The organism is Pelagibacterium limicola, assembly GCF_015694405.1.
In the GTDB taxonomy this organism is placed as follows: Bacteria; Pseudomonadota; Alphaproteobacteria; order Rhizobiales; family Devosiaceae; genus Pelagibacterium; species Pelagibacterium limicola.
The window spans coordinates 289,286-310,591 of sequence record NZ_JADQDB010000004.1 but is presented as its reverse complement, the minus strand read 5'-3'; the positions used below and the strand labels follow the sequence as shown (position 1 = coordinate 310,591).

General features: G+C 63.1%; 19 protein-coding genes. 11 read left to right on the top strand and 8 right to left on the bottom strand.

The window, feature by feature from the left end; genetic code table 11:
* Positions 1-49 precede the first annotated feature (49 nt).
* The 7 genes from I2G20_RS10435 to I2G20_RS10405 all read left to right on the top strand — a co-directional run bounded on the left by I2G20_RS10435 (position 50) and on the right by I2G20_RS10405 (position 7,285).
* Positions 50-1,546, top strand: coding sequence for a CoA-acylating methylmalonate-semialdehyde dehydrogenase (locus I2G20_RS10435; protein WP_196259639.1), 1,497 nt, complete (start codon positions 50-52; stop codon positions 1,544-1,546).
* Between the two features lie 154 nt (positions 1,547-1,700).
* On the top strand, positions 1,701-2,693 hold the full coding sequence (locus I2G20_RS10430; protein WP_196259638.1) for an OmpA family protein: 993 nt from the start codon (positions 1,701-1,703) through the stop codon (positions 2,691-2,693).
* Positions 2,694-2,714: 21 nt separating this feature from the next.
* A complete protein-coding gene (locus I2G20_RS10425; protein WP_196259637.1) occupies positions 2,715-3,605 on the top strand; it encodes an NAD(P)-dependent oxidoreductase in 891 nt (296 codons plus the stop codon).
* A 106-nt stretch (positions 3,606-3,711) separates the two neighbouring features.
* Complete coding sequence (locus tag I2G20_RS10420; RefSeq protein ID WP_196259636.1) at positions 3,712-4,764, top strand: AbrB family transcriptional regulator; 1,053 nt, start codon at positions 3,712-3,714, stop codon at positions 4,762-4,764.
* Positions 4,765-5,165: 401 nt separating this feature from the next.
* Complete coding sequence (locus I2G20_RS10415) at positions 5,166-5,315, top strand: hypothetical protein (protein WP_196259635.1); 150 nt, start codon at positions 5,166-5,168, stop codon at positions 5,313-5,315.
* A 64-nt stretch (positions 5,316-5,379) separates the two neighbouring features.
* Positions 5,380-6,300, top strand: a complete 921-nt coding sequence (locus I2G20_RS10410) for a LysR family transcriptional regulator (protein WP_196259634.1) — start codon at positions 5,380-5,382, stop codon at positions 6,298-6,300.
* Positions 6,301-6,316: 16 nt separating this feature from the next.
* Positions 6,317-7,285, top strand: coding sequence for a D-2-hydroxyacid dehydrogenase family protein (locus tag I2G20_RS10405; RefSeq protein ID WP_196259633.1), 969 nt, complete (start codon positions 6,317-6,319; stop codon positions 7,283-7,285).
* A 43-nt stretch (positions 7,286-7,328) separates the two neighbouring features.
* Here the strand turns inward: I2G20_RS10405 and I2G20_RS10400 are convergent, their stop codons facing one another.
* The 6 genes from I2G20_RS10400 to I2G20_RS10375 form a co-directional block, all read right to left on the bottom strand.
* Positions 7,329-8,384, bottom strand: coding sequence for an isocitrate/isopropylmalate dehydrogenase family protein (locus I2G20_RS10400; RefSeq protein ID WP_196259632.1), 1,056 nt, complete (start codon positions 8,382-8,384; stop codon positions 7,329-7,331).
* Positions 8,385-8,387: 3 nt separating this feature from the next.
* Positions 8,388-9,476 (bottom strand): 4-oxalomesaconate tautomerase, encoded by a 1,089-nt coding sequence (locus I2G20_RS10395; protein ID WP_196259631.1) that lies wholly within the window; start codon positions 9,474-9,476, stop codon positions 8,388-8,390.
* A gap of 110 nt (positions 9,477-9,586) precedes the next feature.
* On the bottom strand, positions 9,587-11,572 hold the full coding sequence (locus I2G20_RS10390; RefSeq protein WP_196259630.1) for a tripartite tricarboxylate transporter permease: 1,986 nt from the start codon (positions 11,570-11,572) through the stop codon (positions 9,587-9,589).
* 174 nt (positions 11,573-11,746) lie between these two features.
* Positions 11,747-12,847 (bottom strand): tripartite tricarboxylate transporter substrate-binding protein, encoded by a 1,101-nt coding sequence (locus I2G20_RS10385; protein WP_196259629.1) that lies wholly within the window; start codon positions 12,845-12,847, stop codon positions 11,747-11,749.
* Positions 12,848-13,188: 341 nt separating this feature from the next.
* Entirely contained in the window at positions 13,189-14,601 is a 1,413-nt protein-coding gene (locus tag I2G20_RS10380) for a sensor histidine kinase (protein ID WP_196259628.1), read from the bottom strand.
* The gene (locus tag I2G20_RS10375) at positions 14,598-15,272 is read right to left on the bottom strand and encodes a response regulator (protein WP_196259627.1); all 675 of its coding nucleotides are present in this window, start codon (positions 15,270-15,272) and stop codon (positions 14,598-14,600) included. The genes I2G20_RS10380 and I2G20_RS10375 overlap by 4 nt, the downstream gene beginning before the upstream one ends.
* A 173-nt stretch (positions 15,273-15,445) precedes the next feature.
* Here I2G20_RS10375 and I2G20_RS10370 point away from each other — a divergent pair, with 173 nt between their 5' ends.
* A complete protein-coding gene (locus I2G20_RS10370; RefSeq protein ID WP_196259626.1) occupies positions 15,446-16,543 on the top strand; it encodes a Bug family tripartite tricarboxylate transporter substrate binding protein in 1,098 nt (365 codons plus the stop codon).
* Here the strand turns inward: I2G20_RS10370 and I2G20_RS10365 are convergent.
* Positions 16,540-17,145, bottom strand: a complete 606-nt coding sequence (locus I2G20_RS10365; RefSeq protein ID WP_343070325.1) for a GntR family transcriptional regulator — start codon at positions 17,143-17,145, stop codon at positions 16,540-16,542. The two genes, I2G20_RS10370 and I2G20_RS10365, sit on opposite strands and share 4 nt — an antisense overlap.
* 152 nt (positions 17,146-17,297) lie before the next feature.
* On the opposite strand from I2G20_RS10365, the gene tcuA reads away from it, so the two are divergent.
* Entirely contained in the window at positions 17,298-18,686 is a 1,389-nt protein-coding gene (tcuA, locus tag I2G20_RS10360) for an FAD-dependent tricarballylate dehydrogenase TcuA (protein ID WP_196259624.1), read from the top strand.
* The gene (gene tcuB, locus I2G20_RS10355) at positions 18,676-19,767 is read left to right on the top strand and encodes a tricarballylate utilization 4Fe-4S protein TcuB (RefSeq protein WP_196259623.1); all 1,092 of its coding nucleotides are present in this window, start codon (positions 18,676-18,678) and stop codon (positions 19,765-19,767) included. Before tcuA ends, tcuB begins: the two co-directional genes overlap by 11 nt.
* Positions 19,768-19,904: 137 nt before the next feature.
* Here the strand turns inward: tcuB and I2G20_RS10350 are convergent, their stop codons facing one another.
* Positions 19,905-20,324: a DUF1761 domain-containing protein gene (locus tag I2G20_RS10350; RefSeq protein ID WP_196259622.1), complete on the bottom strand. Its 420-nt coding sequence runs from the start codon at positions 20,322-20,324 to the stop codon at positions 19,905-19,907.
* A 207-nt stretch (positions 20,325-20,531) separates the two neighbouring features.
* Here I2G20_RS10350 and I2G20_RS10345 point away from each other — a divergent pair, with 207 nt between their 5' ends.
* Complete coding sequence (locus I2G20_RS10345; RefSeq protein ID WP_196259621.1) at positions 20,532-21,224, top strand: helix-turn-helix transcriptional regulator; 693 nt, start codon at positions 20,532-20,534, stop codon at positions 21,222-21,224.
* The last annotated feature ends 82 nt before the right edge of the window (positions 21,225-21,306 follow it).

Genomic DNA, 21,306 nt, shown 5'->3' with positions numbered 1-21,306 from the left:
ATTAAAGCCGATCTTTCCCCTGCATATTCAACACGGAGGGAGGCAGGCGATGCGGAGCATAGGACATTTCATCAACGGCGTGCGCGTCGAGGGCAAGTCGGGCCGCTCCGCCGATGTGTTCAATCCCGCCACAGGCGAAGTCAGTGCCCGCCTCGCGCTGGCCAGCGCGGCCGAGCTCGATGCTGCCGTGGCCTCTGCCCTCGCCGCCCAGCCCAAATGGGCCGCCACCAACCCGCAGCGCCGGGCGCGGGTATTCTTTCGCTTTGTCGATCTCATCAACCAGCACATGGATGAGCTAGCCGTCCTGCTCTCGTCCGAACACGGCAAAACAGTCGAGGATTCGAAGGGCGATATCGTGCGCGGCATGGAGGTCGCCGAGTTCGTGTGCGGCATTCCGCATCTACAGAAGGGTGAGTTTACCGAGGGTGCCGGCCCCGGGATCGACATGTATTCCATGCGCCAGCCGGTCGGCGTCGGCGCAGGAATCACGCCGTTCAATTTCCCGGCCATGATCCCCATGTGGATGTTCGCCCCGGCCATAGCGGCGGGCAACGCTTTTATTTTAAAGCCTTCCGAACGCGCGCCGTCCGTGCCCATGCGGCTGGCCGAGTTGATGATAGAAGCCGGACTGCCCGCAGGCATCCTCAACGTCGTCAATGGCGACAAGGAAGCCGTGGATGGCATTCTCCACCATCACGAAATTGCGGGGATCTCCTTCGTCGGCTCGACGCCTATCGCCCGCTACGTCTATGCCACCGCCGCTGCAAACGGCAAGCGCGTGCAGGCATTCGGCGGCGCCAAGAACCACATGGTCGTCATGCCGGATGCCGATATGGACAAGGCCGCCGACGCCCTGATGGGTGCTGGCTACGGTTCGGCGGGCGAGCGGTGCATGGCAGTTTCCGTCGCCGTGCCAGTGGGCGCAGAAACCGCCGACCGGCTGGTCGCCGCGCTCGCGCCCAAGGTCGAGGCGCTCAGGATCGGCCCCTATACCGATGCCCAGTCCGACATGGGTCCGTTGGTGACCAGGGCCGCGCAGCAGCGTGTACTCTCGCTCATCGACAAGGGCGTCGAACAGGGCGCAAAGCTCGTCGTCGATGGCCGGGGCTTCAAGCTCCAAGGCTATGAGGACGGCTATTTCGTCGGCGGGACGTTGTTCGACAATGTGACCACCGAGATGGATATCTATCGCGAAGAAATCTTCGGCCCAGTCGTTTCGGTCGTTCGCGCGGGCTCTTATGAAGAGGCGCTGGAGCTGCCCCTCAGGCATCAATACGGCAACGGCGTCGCCATCTTCACCCGCGACGGAGATACGGCGCGCGATTTCGCCTCGCGCATCAATATCGGAATGGTCGGCATCAACGTGCCGGTCCCGGTGCCGCTGGCCTATCACTCCTTCGGCGGCTGGAAGGCTTCTGCCTTTGGCGACCTCAACCAGCACGGCACGGATTCGATCAAGTTCTGGACCCGCACCAAAACCATCACTTCCCGCTGGCCCTCGGGCCTCAAGGAAGGCGCCCAATTCTCGATGCCGACGATGGCCTGATCTTACCCCGACCACCGGGTCGATGTTCGGGACGGGTAGGCCCCTTGCAGCGCCCACCCCCTCTTGACACAATTGCCCAGCCTTAATTCGGTTGTCACCCGCCAATGCTTGCCTATTATCGGCAACCACTATCAGCCATCGGGAGACGCGGACGATGACACTGAACAGGCGTTTAGGGATTCTTGCGGTCCTGTTTTCACTTTTCGCAGCGCCGGCAATCGCCCAAGCTCAGGATGTCGCCGGGTCCGGCGATCACCCTCTGGTCGGTCGCTATGAAGGCTCAAAGATCACCTTTTACCAGACCAAGGCCTATGAGGAGCTGCGCCTGCCCGATCGGCAGATGCCGCGCGGCGCGCAGAACGAAGTCGCGAGCTGGAGCCGGGACATGTCGGGTATCCTCACCTCGATCCGTTATGAAGGACCGGGGGATCGTTCAGGCCTCGAGATCATGCGCAATTACGAGCGTGCGCTGACCAATGCCGGGTTCGAGATTGTCTTTTTCTGCCGCGGCGATGGCGAATGCACCGAAGGGGGCGGCATTCCGACCTTCTGGGACAATGGCCGTGGCGGCACCGGCCTGCCTACAACCTGGGATACGACAATCTACCTGCTGGCCGAGCGCAACGACGCCGCGGGCCACGTCCAGGTGGGCATGTTGACCGTGGAGGTCAGGGCGCGCGGTGAAACCCCGCTCACCGCCCACACCGCCGTCACCATTGTCGAATCTGAACCCATGCAAACCGACCGCATCACCTTTGTCGAAGCCTCGGCCATCGAGGAGGCCTTTGCTCGCGACGGCCGGATTGCGGTCTATGGCATCACCTTCGATTTCGACTCAGCCGATTTGAGGGCCGAGTCCAAACCCCAGATCGATGAACTGGGCCAGTTGCTGGTCGATAACCCCAACCTCAATGTCGTGATCGTCGGGCACACCGATTCCATGGGATCGTTCGAATACAACCTGTCCCTGTCCCAGCGCCGGGCACAGGCGGTGGTCGATGCGCTTGCCTCGGGCTATTCCATTTCCGCCACCCGCATGACGCCTGCCGGGGCCGGCATGGTCTCCCCCGTCGCCACCAACCGCACCGAAGACGGACGCGCCCAGAACAGGCGGGTCGAGATCGTGGAACTCTTTTCGGGCAATTGAGGTGCCGCAGGGGTATCGAGAATGACGCCATCGCGTGACGCGCTCGCAATCGGCCTGCTCGGCTTTGGCGAGGCCGCCTCGGCTTTCGTCTCGGGCTGGGACCGTGCGCCCGTCGCCTCGATCACGGCCTACGACCTCAAGATCGAGGATGCCGGATCGCGCGACCGCCTGATGGCCCTGTGCGGGCAACACGGGGTCGTTGCCGCCAAGGATCACGCCACGGCTTTCGGCACAGCAGATCTTGTCGTGAGCCTCGTCTTTGCCGATCAGGCTTTCTTGGCCGCATCGGAAGCATCAAAGGTGATCGCACCCGGTGCATTGTTCATCGATGGCAATTCCTGCTCGCCGCAAACCAAGGCCCGCGCTGCCCGGGCTATAAATGCGGCTGGCGGGCGTTATGTGGACATGGCCGTGATGGCGCCGGTTCACCCCAAACGTGAAAAGACCCCCATCCTGCTGGCCGGGCCAGACGCCGAAGAGGTCAAGACTCGCCTAGAGCGCTTGGGCATGTCACCCCGCATTGCCGGAGATACGGTTGGGCAAGCCTCGGCCATCAAGCTGACGCGTTCGATCATGATCAAGGGCATGGAAGCGCTGTTCGCCGAATTTATACTCGCGGCCCGGCTAGGCGGTGTCGAAGAGGCCGTGCTGGCCTCGCTCGAAGCGAGCGACCCGGATATAGACTGGCGCAAGCGCGCCGCCTACAGTTTCGACCGCATGACCGTCCACGGCCGCCGCCGCGCCGCCGAAATGCGCGAATCCGCCAGCATGGTCGACGAACTCGGCCTGCCAAACCACATGACGCTGGCAACGGTCGCGTGGCAGCAGCTGTTGGGCGATCTGCCGATCCAAACCGGCGACGTCCACGAGGTGCTCGAAGCGATGGGCAAAGGCGCGCCAGATACCCGTTGAGCCCGTCCATCGCCGTTCGCGAGCCCCCTTTCGCGGCTGGGCAATGGCTGGAGGGAACCACACTGATATGGATGGGCGTTCCGTTACGGGAGCGGAACCGAACGCAATGCCAATCCAAATACTTTATCTCCGGACTTTCCTCATCGGCTCGCTGGGCGGGCTGGTCGGGTATCTCTTCAATTTTCCGCTCGGCTGGCTGGTCGGCGCCATGCTCGCCACCATTCCCTGTGCAATGGTCGGGGTCCGTGTGCCCACACCGTGGAGCTTGCGCTCGGTGATGATCGGCACCATCGGCCTGATGGTGGGCGGGGCGTTCACTCCGGGAATTTTCGACCGCATGGCGGAGTGGGCGTTCACTCTGACGGGCGTCACGATCTATTGCGTCATCATCTCGATCATCGGCATCTTCATGTGCCGTGTAATCGGACGCCTCGACCGACCTACCGCCGCCTTTTCAGCCGCGCCGGGCGGCCTCAGTGAAATTCTCGTCCTCGGACCGGCCTATGGCGCGGATGTGCGTTCGCTTTCGCTGGTTCACGGGATGCGGCTCGCCGTCATCCTCGTCGTCGTGCCCACTGTCGTTGCCACGGTTGGGGCCGGCGCGGCCGGGCTGGTCACGGTCGATCGTTCCATCGATTTTTCCGTCACCATGCCTCTCCTGGACTTCGCGATCCTCGTCGCCTGCCTTGTAATCGGGATGTATGGCGGGCGCCGCATCCGGCTCCCCGCCGCCCACCTCACCGGCCCGCTGATCCTCTCGGCAATCGCCCACTATACGGGCCTTACCACCGTCAGCCCGCCGCAAATCCTGCTGATCATCGCACAGATCGTCATTGGCGCCTCTGTCGCCCAATTCTTTTCCGATACGGGCTGGCGGCAGATCGCGGCCGGACTGGCTATCGGCGGCGGGCTCACGATCATCAATCTCGGCGTCGCGGCCCTCTTTGCGCTGGGCTTTCAAACCTGGCTCGACGTACCGTTCGCAACAGGGCTCATGGCGCTGGTGCCCGGCGGGCTGCCGGAAATGAGTCTCGTTTCCATCGCGCTCGGCCTTGACGCGGCCTTTGTGAGTATCCACCACCTCTTCCGCATCATCCTGGTCCTCATCTTCCTGCCGATCCTCGTACCTCTTTGGGCCGGGAAACCCGCGGAACACTAGGCCAAGGACCATTGGGCATTTCTGTCCCTCTTCCACGGATGGGCGCGTTTGCATTGGACTTTGGAGACGAAAAGTTTCGCCTCTTGCGCCCACTCCCCCTTGAGGGGAGGGCCGGGGTGGGGGTGCAGCGATCTTTCCAGAAACGCCGCGCTTCCTGCGGGCTCCGATACCCCCACCCTCAATCCCTCCCCTCAAGGGGGAGGGAGGCGATGGAACCGCGGTATCCGCGCCAATCCATATCCATCAAGTCCAATGTAAACACTGCCCACGGATGGAGGCAGCGATGGCGCAATCTCCCTTGCCCAGCCGCGATGTCCCCTCTCGCCAACAGGAGATGGCACCCGGCCCGCGCCCGCCGTATTAAAACGGGCAACAGACACGGCCTCCAGAGGAGATCGAAAATGAATGTCATTCCAAGACTGAAATCGACGGTTGCCATCATCGGCGAAAAGATTGAGCGCATCCGGCTTTACCAGAGCTTCGTGCTCTATTCCGAGGCCCACCACGCGCTCCCGCCTTCGGCACGCCTCCGGCTGGGCCTTGAAGACTAAGGCTTTGGCGACAAGGGGTTGGAACTTGCTATAGTGGGCGCGAACCGAGAATCGGGAAGCGCCCATGCAGCATTTCGACCCCGTAACCGCCCGCCTCGTCCTTGCCCTTGCGCGGGACGGCTCGATCGCCAAGACCGCCGAGCGCGAGAACATCGCTCCCTCCGCCGTCAGCAGGCGCATAGCCGATCTTGAGGCACGGATGGGGATCGTCCTTTTCGACCGGTCGGCAACCGGCGTCGCGCTTACTTCGGCCGGTGAGACCTATACCCAAGGATGCCGCCGTATCTTCCGCGAGATCGCCGACCTCCACACCGCGATGACCGGCTTTGCCGCCGGTTCGGAAGGTCAGTTGCGCATTGCATCGTCGAGTTCTGCCCTCTCGGGCCGTTTGCCGGAATTATTGGCGCACTATGCCGGGCTCTATCCCGGCGTCAGGCTCGATATCCGGGAAATGTCCGGGCGCGCAACCCTGACGGCGCTCGAGGACGCCCAGGTTGATATTGCGATCTTTGCCGACAATTACGATTATTCGGCCTTCGATGCCGAGATGTTCGAGGATGACGATGTCTGGGTCATCGCCTCGCCCGACCATCCGCTGGCCGAAAGGATCGCGGACGGCGAGCCGCTGCCCTTCGAGGCCGTCATCGTCCATGAGGTCGTCGGTGTACACCATACCGGCGCGCTCGACAGGCTCATCAACGATGCGGCGCGCAAGGCCGGTCGTCCGTTGGGCGAGCGGGTCAACGTCGAAAGCTTTCCCTCGCTGGTGCGCATGGTCGAAGCCGGGTTCGGCATCGGCTTCCTGCGCAATTCATCGATCCACCTTCTTGCGGGCACCGATCTCGTCCATGCGCCGCTCGCCGAGAGCTGGGCGGCACGCAAGCTGATGATCGCCCGCCGCAAGCGCACCCCGATTGCCGCATCGGTTACCGCATTCCTCGATCTGGCGCGCGCAACCTATCGCCCGCGATCCGACGCCACCTGAAGATATCGGAGATGCAATGGTGCTGAAGATCGCGGTTCTCGACGACTATCAGAACGTCGCACTTTCGCTGGCCGATTGGAGCCAGCTTGGGCGCGAGGTGAACATCGAGGTTTTCAACGAGAATCTTGCCACCGAGGATGCCGCCGCCGAGGCGCTCGCCGATTTCGATGTCCTCTGCCTGATGCGCGAACGCATGCCGCTTTCCGCTGCGCTCATCGACAGGCTTCCGAACCTCAAGCAGGTCAACGTGACCGGCGCCCGCGTGCGGGTCATCGACATGGAGCACGCGGCGGCACGGGGTGTCACGGTGTGCCACACCTATGCGGGTGACTCCAGGCACGCCACGCCCGAAATCGCCTGGGCGCTGATCCTCGCCGCCGCCCGGCATCTGCCGCAGGAGGAGGCGCGGATGCGCTCAGGGCTCTGGCAGAACACGATCGGAACGCGGCTGGGCGGGAAAACCATTGGCATCGTTGGGCTGGGCAAGCTCGGTAGCCGCATGGCGAAAATCGCACAGGGCTTCGAGATGGAGGTGATCGCCTGGAGTTCCAACCTCACCGATGAACGCGCCGCCGAATGCGGTGTCCGTCGGGTCGACAAGGACACCCTCTTCCGCGAGGCGAATGTGGTGAGCCTGCATCTGGTTCTGTCGGACCGCTCGCGCCATACGGTCGGCGCGCATGAGATCGGCTTGATGAAACCGGGCGCGATCCTCGTCAACACCTCGCGCGGGCCGCTGATCGATGGGGTGGCGTTGCTTGCAGCGCTCCACGAGAACCGCATTCGCGCCGGGCTCGACGTTTTCGATATCGAACCCCTGCCACACGATCACCCCTTGCGCAGCGCACCCAATTGCGTTCTCAGCCCGCATCTGGGCTATGTTACCCAGGAGACCTACGAGGCTTTTTACCGCGATACAGTCGAGAACATCATCGCCTGGCGAAAAGGTGCTGCGGTACGCGTGCTTGCGGCGCCGGACCGATAATCGGTGGTGCCAAGAAGTGCAGCGGTGGCAAGGAACGCAGAAACTAGACCGCTCCGGCAACCACCCGCGCAAACCCTTTCGTCCCCAGCGAGCCGCCCAGATCGCGTGTCCGCGTTTCGGGATCGGCCAAAACCCGGTCCACCGCCGCTTCAATCGCCGCAGCAGCATCGATAAAAGCCGCGATACCCCGCCGCCGCCCATGCCAATCGAGCAGCATGGCTGAAGAGAGGATCATTGATGCCGGGTTGGCCCGGTCCTGTCCGGCGATATCGGGGGCCGAGCCGTGCTGGGCTTGCGCGGCGGCGTGGTGGTCCCCGGCATTGAGCGATCCCGCGAGCCCCAGGCTCCCGGAAAGTTCGGACGCCAGGTCCGAAAGCGTGTCGCCATAGAAGTTGGTGGTGCAGATCACATCGTAGCGTGAGGCATCGCGCACCAGCAACGCGGCCATGGCGTCGATCAGCACGTCCTCGAGCTCGATATCGGGGAAGTCCTTGGCCACCGCCCGGACGGTATCGAGAAACAACCCGTCGGTCATCTTGAATGCGTTGGCCTTGTGGACTGCAGTCACCTTGCCCCGGCGCTTGCGAGCCAATTCGAACGAACGCCGCGCGATGCGCTCGGAGGCGAAGGCGGTGATCTTGCGCATCGAGATCGCCACGCCCGGCACCGGCATGAACTCGGCCGGGCCGGACACCATATTGCGGTCCGGGTACATGCCCTCGGTATTCTCGCGCATGATGACGAGGTCCATCTCCGTCCCGCGATGAGGCAGGCCGGGACGCGTGCGGGCGGGGCGGATATTGGCGTAAAGGTCGAGCCCTATGCGGAAGGCCGCCGAGAAATTGATACCGCCTTTTTCGCGCGGCGGGTATTCCATGTTGGACATAGGCCCGAGCAGCACCCCGTCCATCTCGCGCGCCAAGGGCAGGATGTCGTCGGGCAGGCTGGTGCCGTGGCTCTCGAGGGCTTGAAGACCGACAGCACGATGCTCGAATGCGAGCCCAAGCCCGAACCGGCGGTCGGCTGCAGTAAGCACGTCGAGGCTCGCTGCCATGATTTCAGGGCCGATCCCGTCGCCGGGCAGAACGAGCAGTCTCATCGGCTAGCCCAGAAGGTTGGACGGGACGTAGACCTCGCCCGCAAAGAGTTTTCGCGCGGTGCGGATCACGCCGCCGCTCACGATTTCCATAGCGCCCCCCTGCCCCTCGGTCTTGAGCGCGACATCGAGCAGGCCTGCCGGATGTTCGATCAAAACCAGCCTGTCATCGCCCTCCGGCCGTTTGGCGAGACCATCCGAGACCGACCCTTCGAGCATGGCGCAGCTTGAAACACATAGGCCCCCGGTGACCGCGAAGGCGGCATGGGTCTTGTGCGGCACGAAATAGCGCGCCGCAAGGTGCCCCTCCCCGCGCGGGGCGGCGAGCATGGCGACCTTGGGGATCACCTTGCCGGTCACGTCCCCCAGCCCCATGCGCTCGCCCGCGATCCTGCGCATGGCTTCCATGCGGGCAAAAAACGCCGTGTCGGCGTCGAGTTCGGCAGCAGTTTCATAGCCCGTCTTGCCCATGTCGGCGGCGCGGAAGATCATCATGGGCACCGCAACGTCGATCAGCGTCACCTCCACCCCGTCGATGGTGTCCAGGGGAGAGCCGATCGGCAGCAGCTTGCCGGTTTTCGATCCGACGATATCCATGAAGTTGAGCCGCACCGGTGCTGCCGTGCCCGGCACGCCGTCGATGGCGGTATCCCCGTCGTAGACGACGCTTCCGCCCTCGGTCCTGACGATGGCTTCGATGCGGCTATTGGTATTGACGTTGAAGATGCGGACCGCCGTTTCCTCCCCTGTCGCGGGTACCATGCCGCGCTCGATGGCGAAGGGGCCGACACCTGCGAGGATATTTCCGCAGGAAGGCGCGGTATCGACGGCGGCCTCGGTCACCGAGACCTGTGCAAAGAGATAATCCACATCTACCCCTTCGCGCGTCGATGGCGAGACCATCGCGACCTTTGAGGTCAGTGTGTCAGCACCCCCGATGCCGTCGATCTGGCGAGCATCGGGCGACCCCATGGCAGCGAGCAGTACCCGGTCTCGCGCCTCGGTGTCCGAAGGCAAGTCGGACGTCACGAAATAGGGCCCTTTGGAGGTCCCGCCTCTCATCAGGATGCATGGGATGGCGCTTTGCTTTGTCATCGTCGGCCTTGAAATCGGTTCTAGGCGTTCCTGATATCAGGAACGCCCCCGGGCGGGCATTGAGCAATTGCGTTGGCTGGCATCGCGATTGGGCAATGCCCGCGTTTCCATCAACGGAACGGCCAAGGCAGGTTGAACTGGGCCTGCAGGAGGCCGGCCGGCATTACGAGATTGAGCGCCCGCGCCAGCGTGAGCATGAAAATGCCGGCTGCCAGCGTCAAAAGAAGCGTCTTTACCCAGCTCGTCTTCGCCATCGTCCGCAAGAAAACCACAAAGAAGATCATCAGTGCGGCAAAGAAGCCCACCAGCGCCACGCCGCCGACGAACCCGGCCAGCCAGGCCAGCATGGCCCACGCGCCTCCCTTGACGTCGCTCTCGCGCTTAGCCGTTTCTGCATCGAAGTTGGCGGTCGTCTCAAGCCTGCCGGTGGCCAACGGCAGGAGCGCCACGAGCGTTGCGGCAAAGCCGATCACCGCGACCCATGTGGGGAAGATGCCTCCAAGCTGAGAGAGTCCGTAGCTTTCCCAGAAGACGAAGGCAAAGGCAGCCAGGATCAGCCCCCCGAAGACGAGCTGCGGCCACACCTGCCCCGCCTGCGCCAGTTCGGACGTCCCTTCGGTGTTGACGCTTGCGGCCTTTTCGCCGGGCTTCTTGCGCGCACCGAGCCAGACCGAAATCACCGTCAGTCCGATGATCGTCAAAACCAGCGGGCGGGTGAGGAAACCCCAATCGTAGAATTGGACGGCCTGATAGAGATAGCGTTCGGCCTGGGTCGCCAGAACGAAGCCGATGAGGAAGGCCGGCCGCGGCCAGCCGAAGCGCTTGAGCAGTACGCCGACGATGCCCATGACCAGGAGCGCAATGAGATCGTAGAGCGAGCGCGTGGCCTGGAAGGAGGCGAACGAGATCACCATGATCATGAAGGGCGCGACCAGCGTGTAGCGAATGGTGGTCAGGCGCGCGATACCGGGGGCTGCGACGATGCAGAGGAGCGTGCCGATCACGTTGGCGAGCGCCAGCGACCAGACGATCGTGTAGGTCACGTCGAGATTGCGTCCCGCCATGGCAGGGCCTGGCTGGACGCCGAGCAGGATAAGCCCGGCGAGGAACACGGCCATCGATCCAGAACCGGGAATGCCGAACAGGAGCGTGGGCACCAGCCCGCCGCCTTCCTTGGCATTATTGGCAGATTCCGGCGCGATGACACCGCGGATGTCGCCCTTGCCGAATTGGGAGCGATCCTTGGAGGTCTGGACGACGTGGCCGTAGGCGATCCAGTCCACCACCGAGCCGCCGAGGCCGGGGATGGCGCCGATGATCGCGCCCAGCCCCGAGCAGCGCAGAGCGAGCCATCTATAGGTCCAGGTATCCTTGATCCCCTCGATCCAACCCTTGCCGAGCGTCGTCTTGCCCGCGATGGAGGAACCGCCGCGTAAAAGATCGACGATTTCAGGGACGGCAAAGAGCCCCAGCGCCACGATGACCAGCGGAACGCCGTTCATCAAATAGAGCCAGCCGAATTCCATGCGGTATTCGCCGGTCGCGGGCGCAGCGCCGATGGCGCCGAAGGCCAGCCCTAGCGCCGCCGCGGCGACGCCCTTGGCGAGATTGCTGCCCGAAAGCACGCCGACCATCGAAAGCCCGAAGATGGTAAGGGCAAACAATTCGGCCGATGAGAAACTCAGGATCAGAGGCCGGGCCACGACGACGAAGCCGGTCAGCACCAGCGCACCGAACAGCCCGCCCATTAGCGAGGCCGAGAAAGCTGCCGAAAGCGCCCGTGCCGCCTGCCCTTTCTTTGAGAGCGGAAAGCCGTCGAGCACGGTGGCCTGGCTCGCGGTCGAACCTGGAATGCCCATGAGCACAGAAGCGAACGTATCGGATGTCGGGATGACGGCGACGAGACCGATCAGCATGGCGAGCGCGGAGGTCTGGTCCATGCCATAGAGGAAAGGCAGCAGCAGCGAGAGCCCGACGATACCGCCAAGCCCTGGCAGGATACCGACCATGAGGCCCAGAATGACGCCCAAGGCCATGAAGCCCATGTGCTGGAACGTCAAAAGGCCGAGAAGCGCTGCAAAAAGAGTGTCGAGCATCGTTGTCACCCGCAGGATCTGTTTCCGCGTTGCCTGCGGAGACTGACCGTCTCGTCAGGTCCGCAAGCCAGACAGTCTGGTCCCCCCACACGCCAGATCGGCCAACCGAGACCGGGGCAGGCCGAAACGGAAAAACGGCGTCGCAGCTATTATGGCTGCGACGCCCGCTTGTGACTAGTCGAGGGTCACGTTGTAGTTTTCCGAGAGATAGGTCCGGACCCAGTCGCGGGCGACCGGATCGATGCTGGTCGCGGCGGCATAGACGCCCGCCACGTCATCGCCGACGGCCTGCTCGTAGTCGCCGAGGATGTCGCCCTTGGCGGCCTGCAGGTCGGGATCGTTGACGGCATCGATGAACGCCTGGCGATAGACCTGAACGATTTCGTCTGGCGTACCATTTGGCAGCATTACCGGCTTCTGGGCGGCAAAACCCGAACCGAAGAAGGCGAGATAGGCCTGAAGCTCGATGCCGTAGGCCGAGATCGGACCGTGTACCATTTCATAGGCTTCGAGGAAGTGCGGCAGGTCGGGGAAAGTCGGGTCGCGCTGGACGTTGCCCTGTGCGTCAAGGACGCCCCAGCTGAAGAGCGGTACCGCATCGCCCGCTTCCACCAACGGCAGGACGTTGGTGAGATAAGCCGACGAGGTCTGGTAGTCGATGTTGGCTTCGCCGCGCTCGAAAGCCAGACGACCATCGCCGCGCCCGGTCATGCCGAAGACGTGGCGGACATTGAGGCCCATGACCTCGAAGGCCAGCATAGGCACGAGATCGAGCGACGTTGCGCCCTGGCTGGCATAGATCAGTTCGGTACCCATCAGCTTGCCGAGCTCGGACGCATCGGCAACGCCGAAGTGCGCGGGAATATAGACGACGCCACCGGTGGGCGAGACGAGCACGGGCTCGAGATCGGCATATTCATATTGCACGCGGCTGTCGCCGAGGAGATAGGGAAACTGCGTCGAACCCGAAGTACCGATGATCGACAATCCGTCCGGTGCGGCGCGGGCCACGAACTCGTTGGTGCCGGTGATCGAACCGCCGCCGGGAACGTTGCGCACGATCACGTTGGGCTGGCCGGGCAGGTATTTGGAGAGATAGGGCGCATAAAAGCGCGCCCAGACGTCCGACCCGCCGCCTTCACCGAACGGGATCCACCATTCGACGGTCTGTCCGGAGAAATCGACCTCGGCCTGGGCCGGGACAGTCAATGCCAGCGTAGCGGCGGCAGCAACGGCAGCGGCAACGCCCTTGGCGAAGCGAAGCGAATTTTTCATGTGTAGTCCTCCCAAAGGATATGAAGCCAAGCGCCCGGTCCTCCCAAACCGGCTCCTCCTGCGGCCGGCTTTCATCGAACATGCTGAAATGCCGGCAAGGGCGGTGGACGCTCGCCTTGGGCCATCATGCAACATCAAGCTGTCGGGAAACTGTCGGGGGCAGGACCGCGTTAGGAGCCGCTCAACCTGCGTTATCCACCACCCCTAGCCCCTCCCCTCAAGGAGGAGGGGGACTACATGGCGGATGAGGAAAGTGCCTGCCAAAAGCACTGAAAGGATTCCCCTCCCCCTTGAGGGGAGGGGCGGGGGGTGGGGGCCATGCCCGGATGCTGGCCACCCCCTTATTCAGCCGCGATCCGGCTATCCGCCGCTTCGGCAATCGGCAGCGTCAGTTGCATCGTGCAGCCGTTTTCCGCCGGGACAATCGTTACCGTTCCGCCGGCCGCTTGCGCTATGGCGCGGACAATCGAGAGCCCCAGACCGCAGCCGCTTTCGTCGTCGTCAGCCAGCCGGACGAACCTGTCAAAGACACGCTCGGCGGCGTCTTGCGGGATGCCTGGGCCGTCATCTTCCACCGTCAGAACGGCATTGCCGTTGACGCGGACCACGCGGAGAGACAGGTGTCCGCCTTGCTGGCAGCCATATTTGAGCGCATTGTCGATGAGATTGTCGATGGCTTCCTCGATCATCACCCGGTTACCCGCAACTGGCAGGGGGGTAGCGGACGGTTCAAGAGCCATTTCGACCCCCGCCTTGAGCGCGCGGGGGACGTGACGGCGCGCCACCTCCGCCACCATTTCCGAAAGATCGGATGGCGGCGCGAGGTTTGCCTCGCTGCCCTCCGAGGCGATGTCGAAATTGAGCAACTGGTTGCTCATGCGCGAAAGACGCCGCGCTGCTTCCGCGAGGTCGTGCAGGCGGGCCATACGCCCGGCCTCATCGCTGGCCGTGATGGCGGATTCCGCCTGTGCTTGAATAGCTGCTACCGGGTTGCGCAATTGATGCGCGGCATTGCCGATGAAGGCGTTGCGCCGGTCGAGCTCCTCGCGCAACCGGGCGAAGAGGTTGTTGATCGTCTCGACGAGCGGGGCCACCTCGGAGGGTACAGGGCGGCGGATCGGGTTGAGTTCGCTTGCAGAACGGAGTGCAACGGCGGCCCGCAAATCGGTGAGCGGTCCTAACCCGCGATTGATACCGAACCAGACGAGGATCGCGGCCGAACCGACCAAAAGGAACAGATTGAGGGCCGATTGGCCGAGAAGGGTCAGGCTAAGTGCCTGCCGCTGGGTGACCGTTTGCCAGACCTGAACGGTGGTCCAGCCGTCGAAATCGGGGTCGGCGATGAACTCGCGCAGGATCACCGCGCGCACCGGACGGTCGTGATAGATCGCGTCGAAGAAGACCGGCGTGCCGCCGGGCAGTTCGAGCTCATGGGTTGCGATTGGCGCATCGGAATGGCCGGTGACGAAGCGACCGTCCGCAGCACGCACCTGATAGAAAATCGGGTCCCCAAGCGCACCGACGAGAGAATCGAGCAAGGCGTCGGTGAGCAGATCACCCTTGGTTAGCACCACCTCGCGTGCCACCGCATGGGCGACCACCTTGAGCGTATCGTCGTAGAGGTCCTTGGACATGTCCTGCGCCGACCAGTAGCGCACGAGGCTCGACGCCAGGGCAACGAAGATCAGCGGCACGACGATCAGGACGAAAAGGCGCGCGCGGAGGCTGTCGGGGCGCGGACGGGGCTGGTTCATTGCGCCTCAATCCTTTGCAGGACGTATCCAAGCCCTCTGATGGCCCGGATGGTCACCCCGTGCCCCTCGATCTTGCGGCGCAGGCGCGACACCAGCAGTTCCACGGCGTTGACCTCGATATCGGCGCCAGTTCCATAGATGCTGTCGCATAACGCGTCCTTGGAGACGACGCGCCCGGCGTGATCGAGGAGGACTTCCCAGAGCGCGAGCTCGCGACGCGGCAGGGCGATGGGGCCCTCGGGGGAGGAAAGCTGACGCGACAGGCGGTCGAACTCGAGCGCGCCGCAGGTCTCGACATTGTGCAGCCGCTTGCCCCGCCGCCGCCCCAGTGCCCTGACGCGAGCGCTCAACTCGGCCATTTCGAACGGCTTGGTCATGTAGTCGTCGGCTCCGGCATCGAGCCCCTCGATCCGATCCCCAAGGCTGTCGCGGGCGGTGAGAACGAGGACAGGAATGTCGCGGCGTTCGGCCCCGAGCGTGCGGATGACCTCGAGCCCGCTGCGCTTGGGCAGGTTGATGTCGACAATGGCGAGATCGGCACCTTCGGTCGCCAGAAACCGTCCGCCATCCTCGCCATTGGCGAGCCAGTCCACGGCGTGGCCCTCATCCTCCAGTGCCTGGATCACGGCGCGCGCCAGCATGGTGTTGTCCTCGATCAAGACGATGCGCACGCGCGGCAATCCTCCCTGTCCGTTCGATAAGGCGAGTGTGTCCCCGGCCCCGCCCGGGTGGCAAGCCTTTTCACGCAAGGGGTGGCCTCGCGGCAATTGAGGCGCTAGAAAAACGGAGGTTCGGGCCGAAAATGGAAGGCGGTTTCATTCCTGACGGCACCGGGGAGGACTCGATGGGACGTATGCTTGGCTGGGTCGGCGGGCTGATGCTCGCGCTCGGCTTGACAGGTAGCGGGCCCGCCCAGAGCGAGGCGGACCCGGTCAGCTTTGCCGGCAAGACGATCGACTGGATCATTCCGTTCACCCAGGGGGGCGGGTCCGATACTTGGGCGCGGTTCAACGCACCCTTTCTCGCCCGGCACCTTCCGGGCAATCCCGAAATCAGGATCGTCAACGAGCCAGGCGGCGGCGGGACACGAGGGCCGAACCTTTTTGCCAGCCGCGCGCGCCCCGACGGGCTTACTGTCCTTGGCACCTCCGGTTCCACCCAGTTTCCCTATCTGCTCGGCGATCTGCGCGTACGCTACGAATACAAGGACTGGGAGCCGGTTATGGTCGCCCCCACCGGCGGGGTGGTCTATGTGGCGCCGGAAACCGGTGTGACATCGCCCCAGGATTTCGCCAAGCTCAGGGACCAGCGGCTGGTCTTTGCGAGCCAGGGGCCGACCTCGCTCGATCTCGTGCCCATGCTCGCCTTTCGCCTGCTCGGTCTCGATGTCGATTACGTCTTTGGCTATACCGGCCGGGGCGACGGGTTGATTGCCATGTCGCGCGGCGAGGTGACCATCGATTATCAGACCACCGCATCCTTTCTGCGCAATGTGGTGCCGATGATCGAAGCGGGTAACGCGGTGCCTCTCATGAGCTGGGGAGTGCTCGACGAGCACGGCCAGATGCAGCGCGATCCCACCTTCCCCGACCTGCCGATCCTCGAGGAAGTCTACGAGATGCTGTTCGGCGTCGCTCCTTCGGGCCCCGATTACGACGCCTACAAGGCCTTTAACATTGCCGGGTTTGCGGCCCAGAAAATGGTCGTCCTGCCGGCAGGCACGCCGCCCGAGATCGTTGAGGCGTGGCAGCAGGCCTGGCGCGATGTCTTTGCCGATCCCGAATACGAAGCCCGTGTCCACGCGGTACTGGGGGCCTATGGTCAGGTGACCGGCCGCGCCGCCGAGGCGCTGTTCGTAGCCGGAACGACGATCGAGCCCGAAGTCCGCCGCCGCATCCTCACCATGCTATCGAGCGAATATTCGGTACGGCTCAGCGATTAAGCAAACATCAGCACCAGCCGTGCCTTGAGGGCGTTGGCGATGTGATCGCGGGCGGCCCTGTCGGCATCGTCCGGGCGGCGCGCGATGATGGCCGAGAGGACGCCGCGGTGCTCGCCGATGGCGGCCTCGGGCCGACCCTCGACCGTGAAGGTCGTGCTCGGCAGCAGCGTAAGCGTGTCGTTGAGCTCACCGAGCATACGCTGGATATAGCCGTTATGGGCGGCCTCATAGATCGCGTCGTGGAACGCGATGTTGAGCCGCGCGGCCGCCTCGGCGTCGCCCTCATTACGGGAGAACAATTCCAGCAGGTGCTCCATCGCGGCGATGTCGGATTGGGAGGCGTTTTCGGCAGCGAGCCGCGCTGCGGCACCCTCAAGGATGCCACGGGCCGAATAGAGCTCCATAACCTGGTGCCGCGTCAGTTCAGTCACGACCAGCCCATCGGCGCCCGGCGAAACGAGCCCGCGCGCCTCGAGCCGCCCCAAGGCTTCGCGCACAGGTGTGCGGCTGACCCCCAGCATCTCGGCAAGGTCTTCCTCCCGCATGCGCCGACCGGCCGGGAGGGTACCTTCCCCGATCCATTGCTTGAGCGTTTGAAACACGCTCTCCGCTCGCGACAGCCCTGCCCTCATCGCCTCTGCCTCATGCCGATTTTCCCCCAAACGATCTAGCGTGCAAATTCCTCGTGACAAGCCTGCATGCAGTTGTATACGTATGTATACTATTGTATACAATCTATTGCTGAGGGATTTCGATGGACCGGGACGCTATTGACGTTCTCGTCGTGGGCGGCGGCAATGCCGCCCTATGTGCCGCCATTGCCGCGCGCCGGGCCGGACGCTCGGTTCTGGTGCTCGAGGCTGCGCCGAAATTCTATCGCGGCGGCAACACCCGGCACACCCGCAACATGCGCTGCGCTCATGACGCCGCCACCGATTTCCTCACCGGCCCCTATACGGAAGACGAGTTCTGGGACGATCTCTATCGCGTCACCGAAGGGCACACCGACGAGGCGCTGGCCAGGCACATGATCGCCCTGTCCAAGCCCATGCTCAACTGGATCACCGAACAGGGCGTGCGCTTTCAGCCCTCGCTCGGCGGCACGCTGAGCCTTGGCCGCACCAATTCCTTTTTTCTTGGCGGCGGCCGCGCCATGCTCAACGCGCTTTATCTCACTGCCGAAAAGCTCGGCGTCGAGGTTCATTACGACTCTCCTGTCCTCGATTTCGACATCGAAGGCGGGCAGTGCCGTTCGGTCACCGCCAGAATCGATGGTGAAATGCGGACCATCCGGGCCAAATCCGTTGTCGCGGCGGCGGGCGGGTTCGAGGCCAATATCGAATGGCTCAAGGAACATTGGGGCCCGCCGGCCGACAATTTCCTCATCCGCGGCACGCCCTATAATCGCGGCGACATCCTCAAGCGCCTTCTTGAAAAAGGCATTGCGCCCGTCAGCGATCCGACCCAATGCCACGCGGTGGCCATCGACGCACGGGCGCCTAAATTCGATGGCGGGATCATCACGCGCCTCGATTGCGTGGTGTTCGGTATCGTCGTCAACAAAAACGCCCAGCGCTTCTACGACGAGGGCGAGGACTTCTGGCCCAAACGCTATGCGATATGGGGGCGCCTTGTCGCCGCACAGCCCGACCAGATCGCCTACATCATCTTCGATGCGCATTCGCTCGAACTGTTCATGCCCTCCCTCTACCCGCCGGTGACAGCCGAGACCATCGCTAGGCTCGCCGAAAAGCTCGAGCTCTCTTCCGAGGCGCTGACGGCCACGGTGAACCGGTTCAACGCATCGGTCAGGGAAGGCACTTTCGACCACACGGTCTTCGACGATTGCCGTACCGAAGGGCTCGATCCGCCCAAGAGCCACTGGGCGCGGCGGCTCGAGCAGCCCCCTTACTATGCCTATCCCGTCCGCCCGGGCATCACCTTCACCTATCTCGGCACGAAGGTCGACAAACAGGCCCGGATGCAACTGGCAGGCGGTGGGTCGGCGGCGAACCTTTTTGCCGCCGGGGAAATCATGGCTGGCAATGTGCTCGGACGCGGCTATGCGGCCGGCATCGGCATGACGATCGGGTCCGTCTTCGGACGCATTGCAGGCGAGGAGGCCGCAAAACATGCACGCTAGCGACAATCTGGCCGAAGCCGACCGCCTGACGACGGTCTGCAATTCATGCCGCTATTGCGAGGGGTTGTGCGCTGTGTTTCCCGCCATGGAGATGCGCCGGGCCTTTGACGATGGCGATCTCAACTACCTCGCCAATCTCTGCCACGGGTGCGGGGCCTGTTACGTCGATTGCCAATTCTCGCCCCCGCACGAATTCGATGTCAACGTCCCCAAGGTCCTGGCGCAGGTGCGCGGAGATTCCTATCGCGCCTATGCCTGGCCGGGTTTCCTGCAACCGCTGTTCGATCGCAACGGGATGGCGATCTCGATCGTCGCAGCACTCAGTGTCGCAATCTTCATCCTCGGGTTCGTCCTCTGGCACGATCCCGACGTACTCTTCACCGATGGCGGGAATTTCTACCGCCTGATGCCGCATAACGTAATGGCGGGCATCTTTCTCGCCGTCACGGCCTTCACCGTCGTCGCACTGACCATGGGTTTTCGCAATTTCTGGCGCGATATCGGAGCAAATGGCCTCAAGGGCGAGGACACGCCCTCGCTCTGGCAGGCGATCAAGGATGCCTCCTCGCTGCGCTATCTCGATGGCGGGGGCGTCGGGTGCTACAACGAAGATGAACGGCCGACCGACCGGCGGCGGATCTATCACCACCTCACCTTCTACGGCTTCATGCTGTGCTTTGCCGCAACCACGGCGGGGAGCGTCTACCACTACCTGCTCGCCATGCCCGCGCCTTATGACTGGTACCAGCTTCCCAAATTGCTCGGAACGCTGGGCGGCATCGGGCTTATCGCCGGGCCAATCGGGCTGCTGGTCGCCAAGTTCAAACGCGAACCGGACATGCTCGACACCGCGCGGCTTGGCATGGATACCGGCTTCATCCTGATGCTGCTGCTGACGGGCCTGTCGGGGATGGCACTGATGCTGTTGCGCGTGACTCCCGCAATGGGCATCCTGCTGGCGCTGCATCTTGGCGTCGTATTCGCCCTGTTCCTCTCCATGCCCTACTCAAAATTCGTCCACGGCCTCTACCGCTTCGGCGCCCTGACGCGCTACGCCATCGAGCGACGGGCGGGGCATTGAGCGGAACCTGCAGCGTACACTTTCGGCTGGCCATAACCGTCTATGCAAAAACTGCAGGCGGGATTTCCATAATTCTCGCCTGCAGTTCCGGCACTCAAAGGGCCTCACATCGTCAGCGGCTTGGGCGCGAGACACGCTTACTGCAACAGGAACAGCACGGCGCTCATCACGAGACTGCTGACCAGGAAATAGGGCGCGTTCACCGTCGTGTAGGAGAACGGCTTGGGGAAATTGGGATTGATCGCGATCGTCAAGCACATCGGAAGGAGATAGCCGGCACCGATTACCAGCCCGAGCCACAGGGCATCCGCAAGCGAGGCAATGCCGATCATGCGCATGATCGCAGCCGTCGTGACAATCATCACGATGTTGCACACGAAGGGGCCGAGGATGGTAAGCATGTCCGGCTTGGTGGCCGGCTCAGACTCCCGTCCCAGCGATCTTGCGTAGTATTTGGGTGCCAGGACGCCATAATACACGCCGCCGAATACGAAGCTGAACGCGGAAGCCGCAAGAGCGCCCCAGATACTGATTTGGGTGAATGCACTGAAAACCATGATTCATTCTCTTGTTTGGTTGTTATCGCGGTGAGCTCAATGAGCGTCTCTGGCACTGCTGTGTGAGAAGGGCGGAGCTCGGGGCGCTCCGACCCTGGAAGTTGGCGTGTGCGACGGTTTGGCTGATCTCTGTCTCGCCCTCTGGCTATGTGAAATAGACAGATCGGGTATAGTAGTATCCAACTGACACTTCACGGCAGTTGGACGATGAGCGGACCTGATAGATTGCTGCGCCTTTTACAGCTCATGCGCGTCATGGCGCCCCCCATCACGGCGGAACGGCTGGCGGTCGAACGCGGCGTGTCGGTAAGGTCGATCTACCGCGATATCGAACTGTTGCGGCTGTCGGGCGCCCAGATTGAGGGAGAACGCGGCTATGGCTATCGATTGATCGAGGACTATGCGCTGCCCCCGCAAACATTCGATCGCCTGGAAATCGAAGCGATTACCTTGGGGTTAGGCGAAGTGCGCCAGATGGGCGATCCGGACTTGGCGCGTGCCGCCAAATCTGTGCTCGCCAAAGTTGCCGCAACCCTGCCGGATGATCGCGAGCAGCAGTTGCTGCACTCAATATCCCACGTCTATCGGCCTGCGGGTCGCTACGGCCCGCTTGCGCATCTGCAAGCGATACGGAAGGCGTGCTGGGAGGAACTGGAGATCGAAATCGGCTATCGCGATCAAGCGGGCACCGCCAGCCAGCGCATCATTCGCCCCCTTGCTATCATGTATAGCGATCACGTCCTGACTGTTCTAGCCTGGTGTTGCCTGCGTGATGACTTCCGAATGTTTAGGGTCGACCGGATCGAGAGCCTTGCAAGCCTCGGCACCAGTTTCCGTCCCCGACGGGCAAGGTTGTTGCGGGATTACCTCGCGAAGCTCAGCCAGATACACAGCGAATGAAAGTCGAACAATGTTATCGCAGCCAAACATTCTGGCTGCAGATTTTGGAAGTTCGAATGCCGACGCCCCAGCGATCGAATGC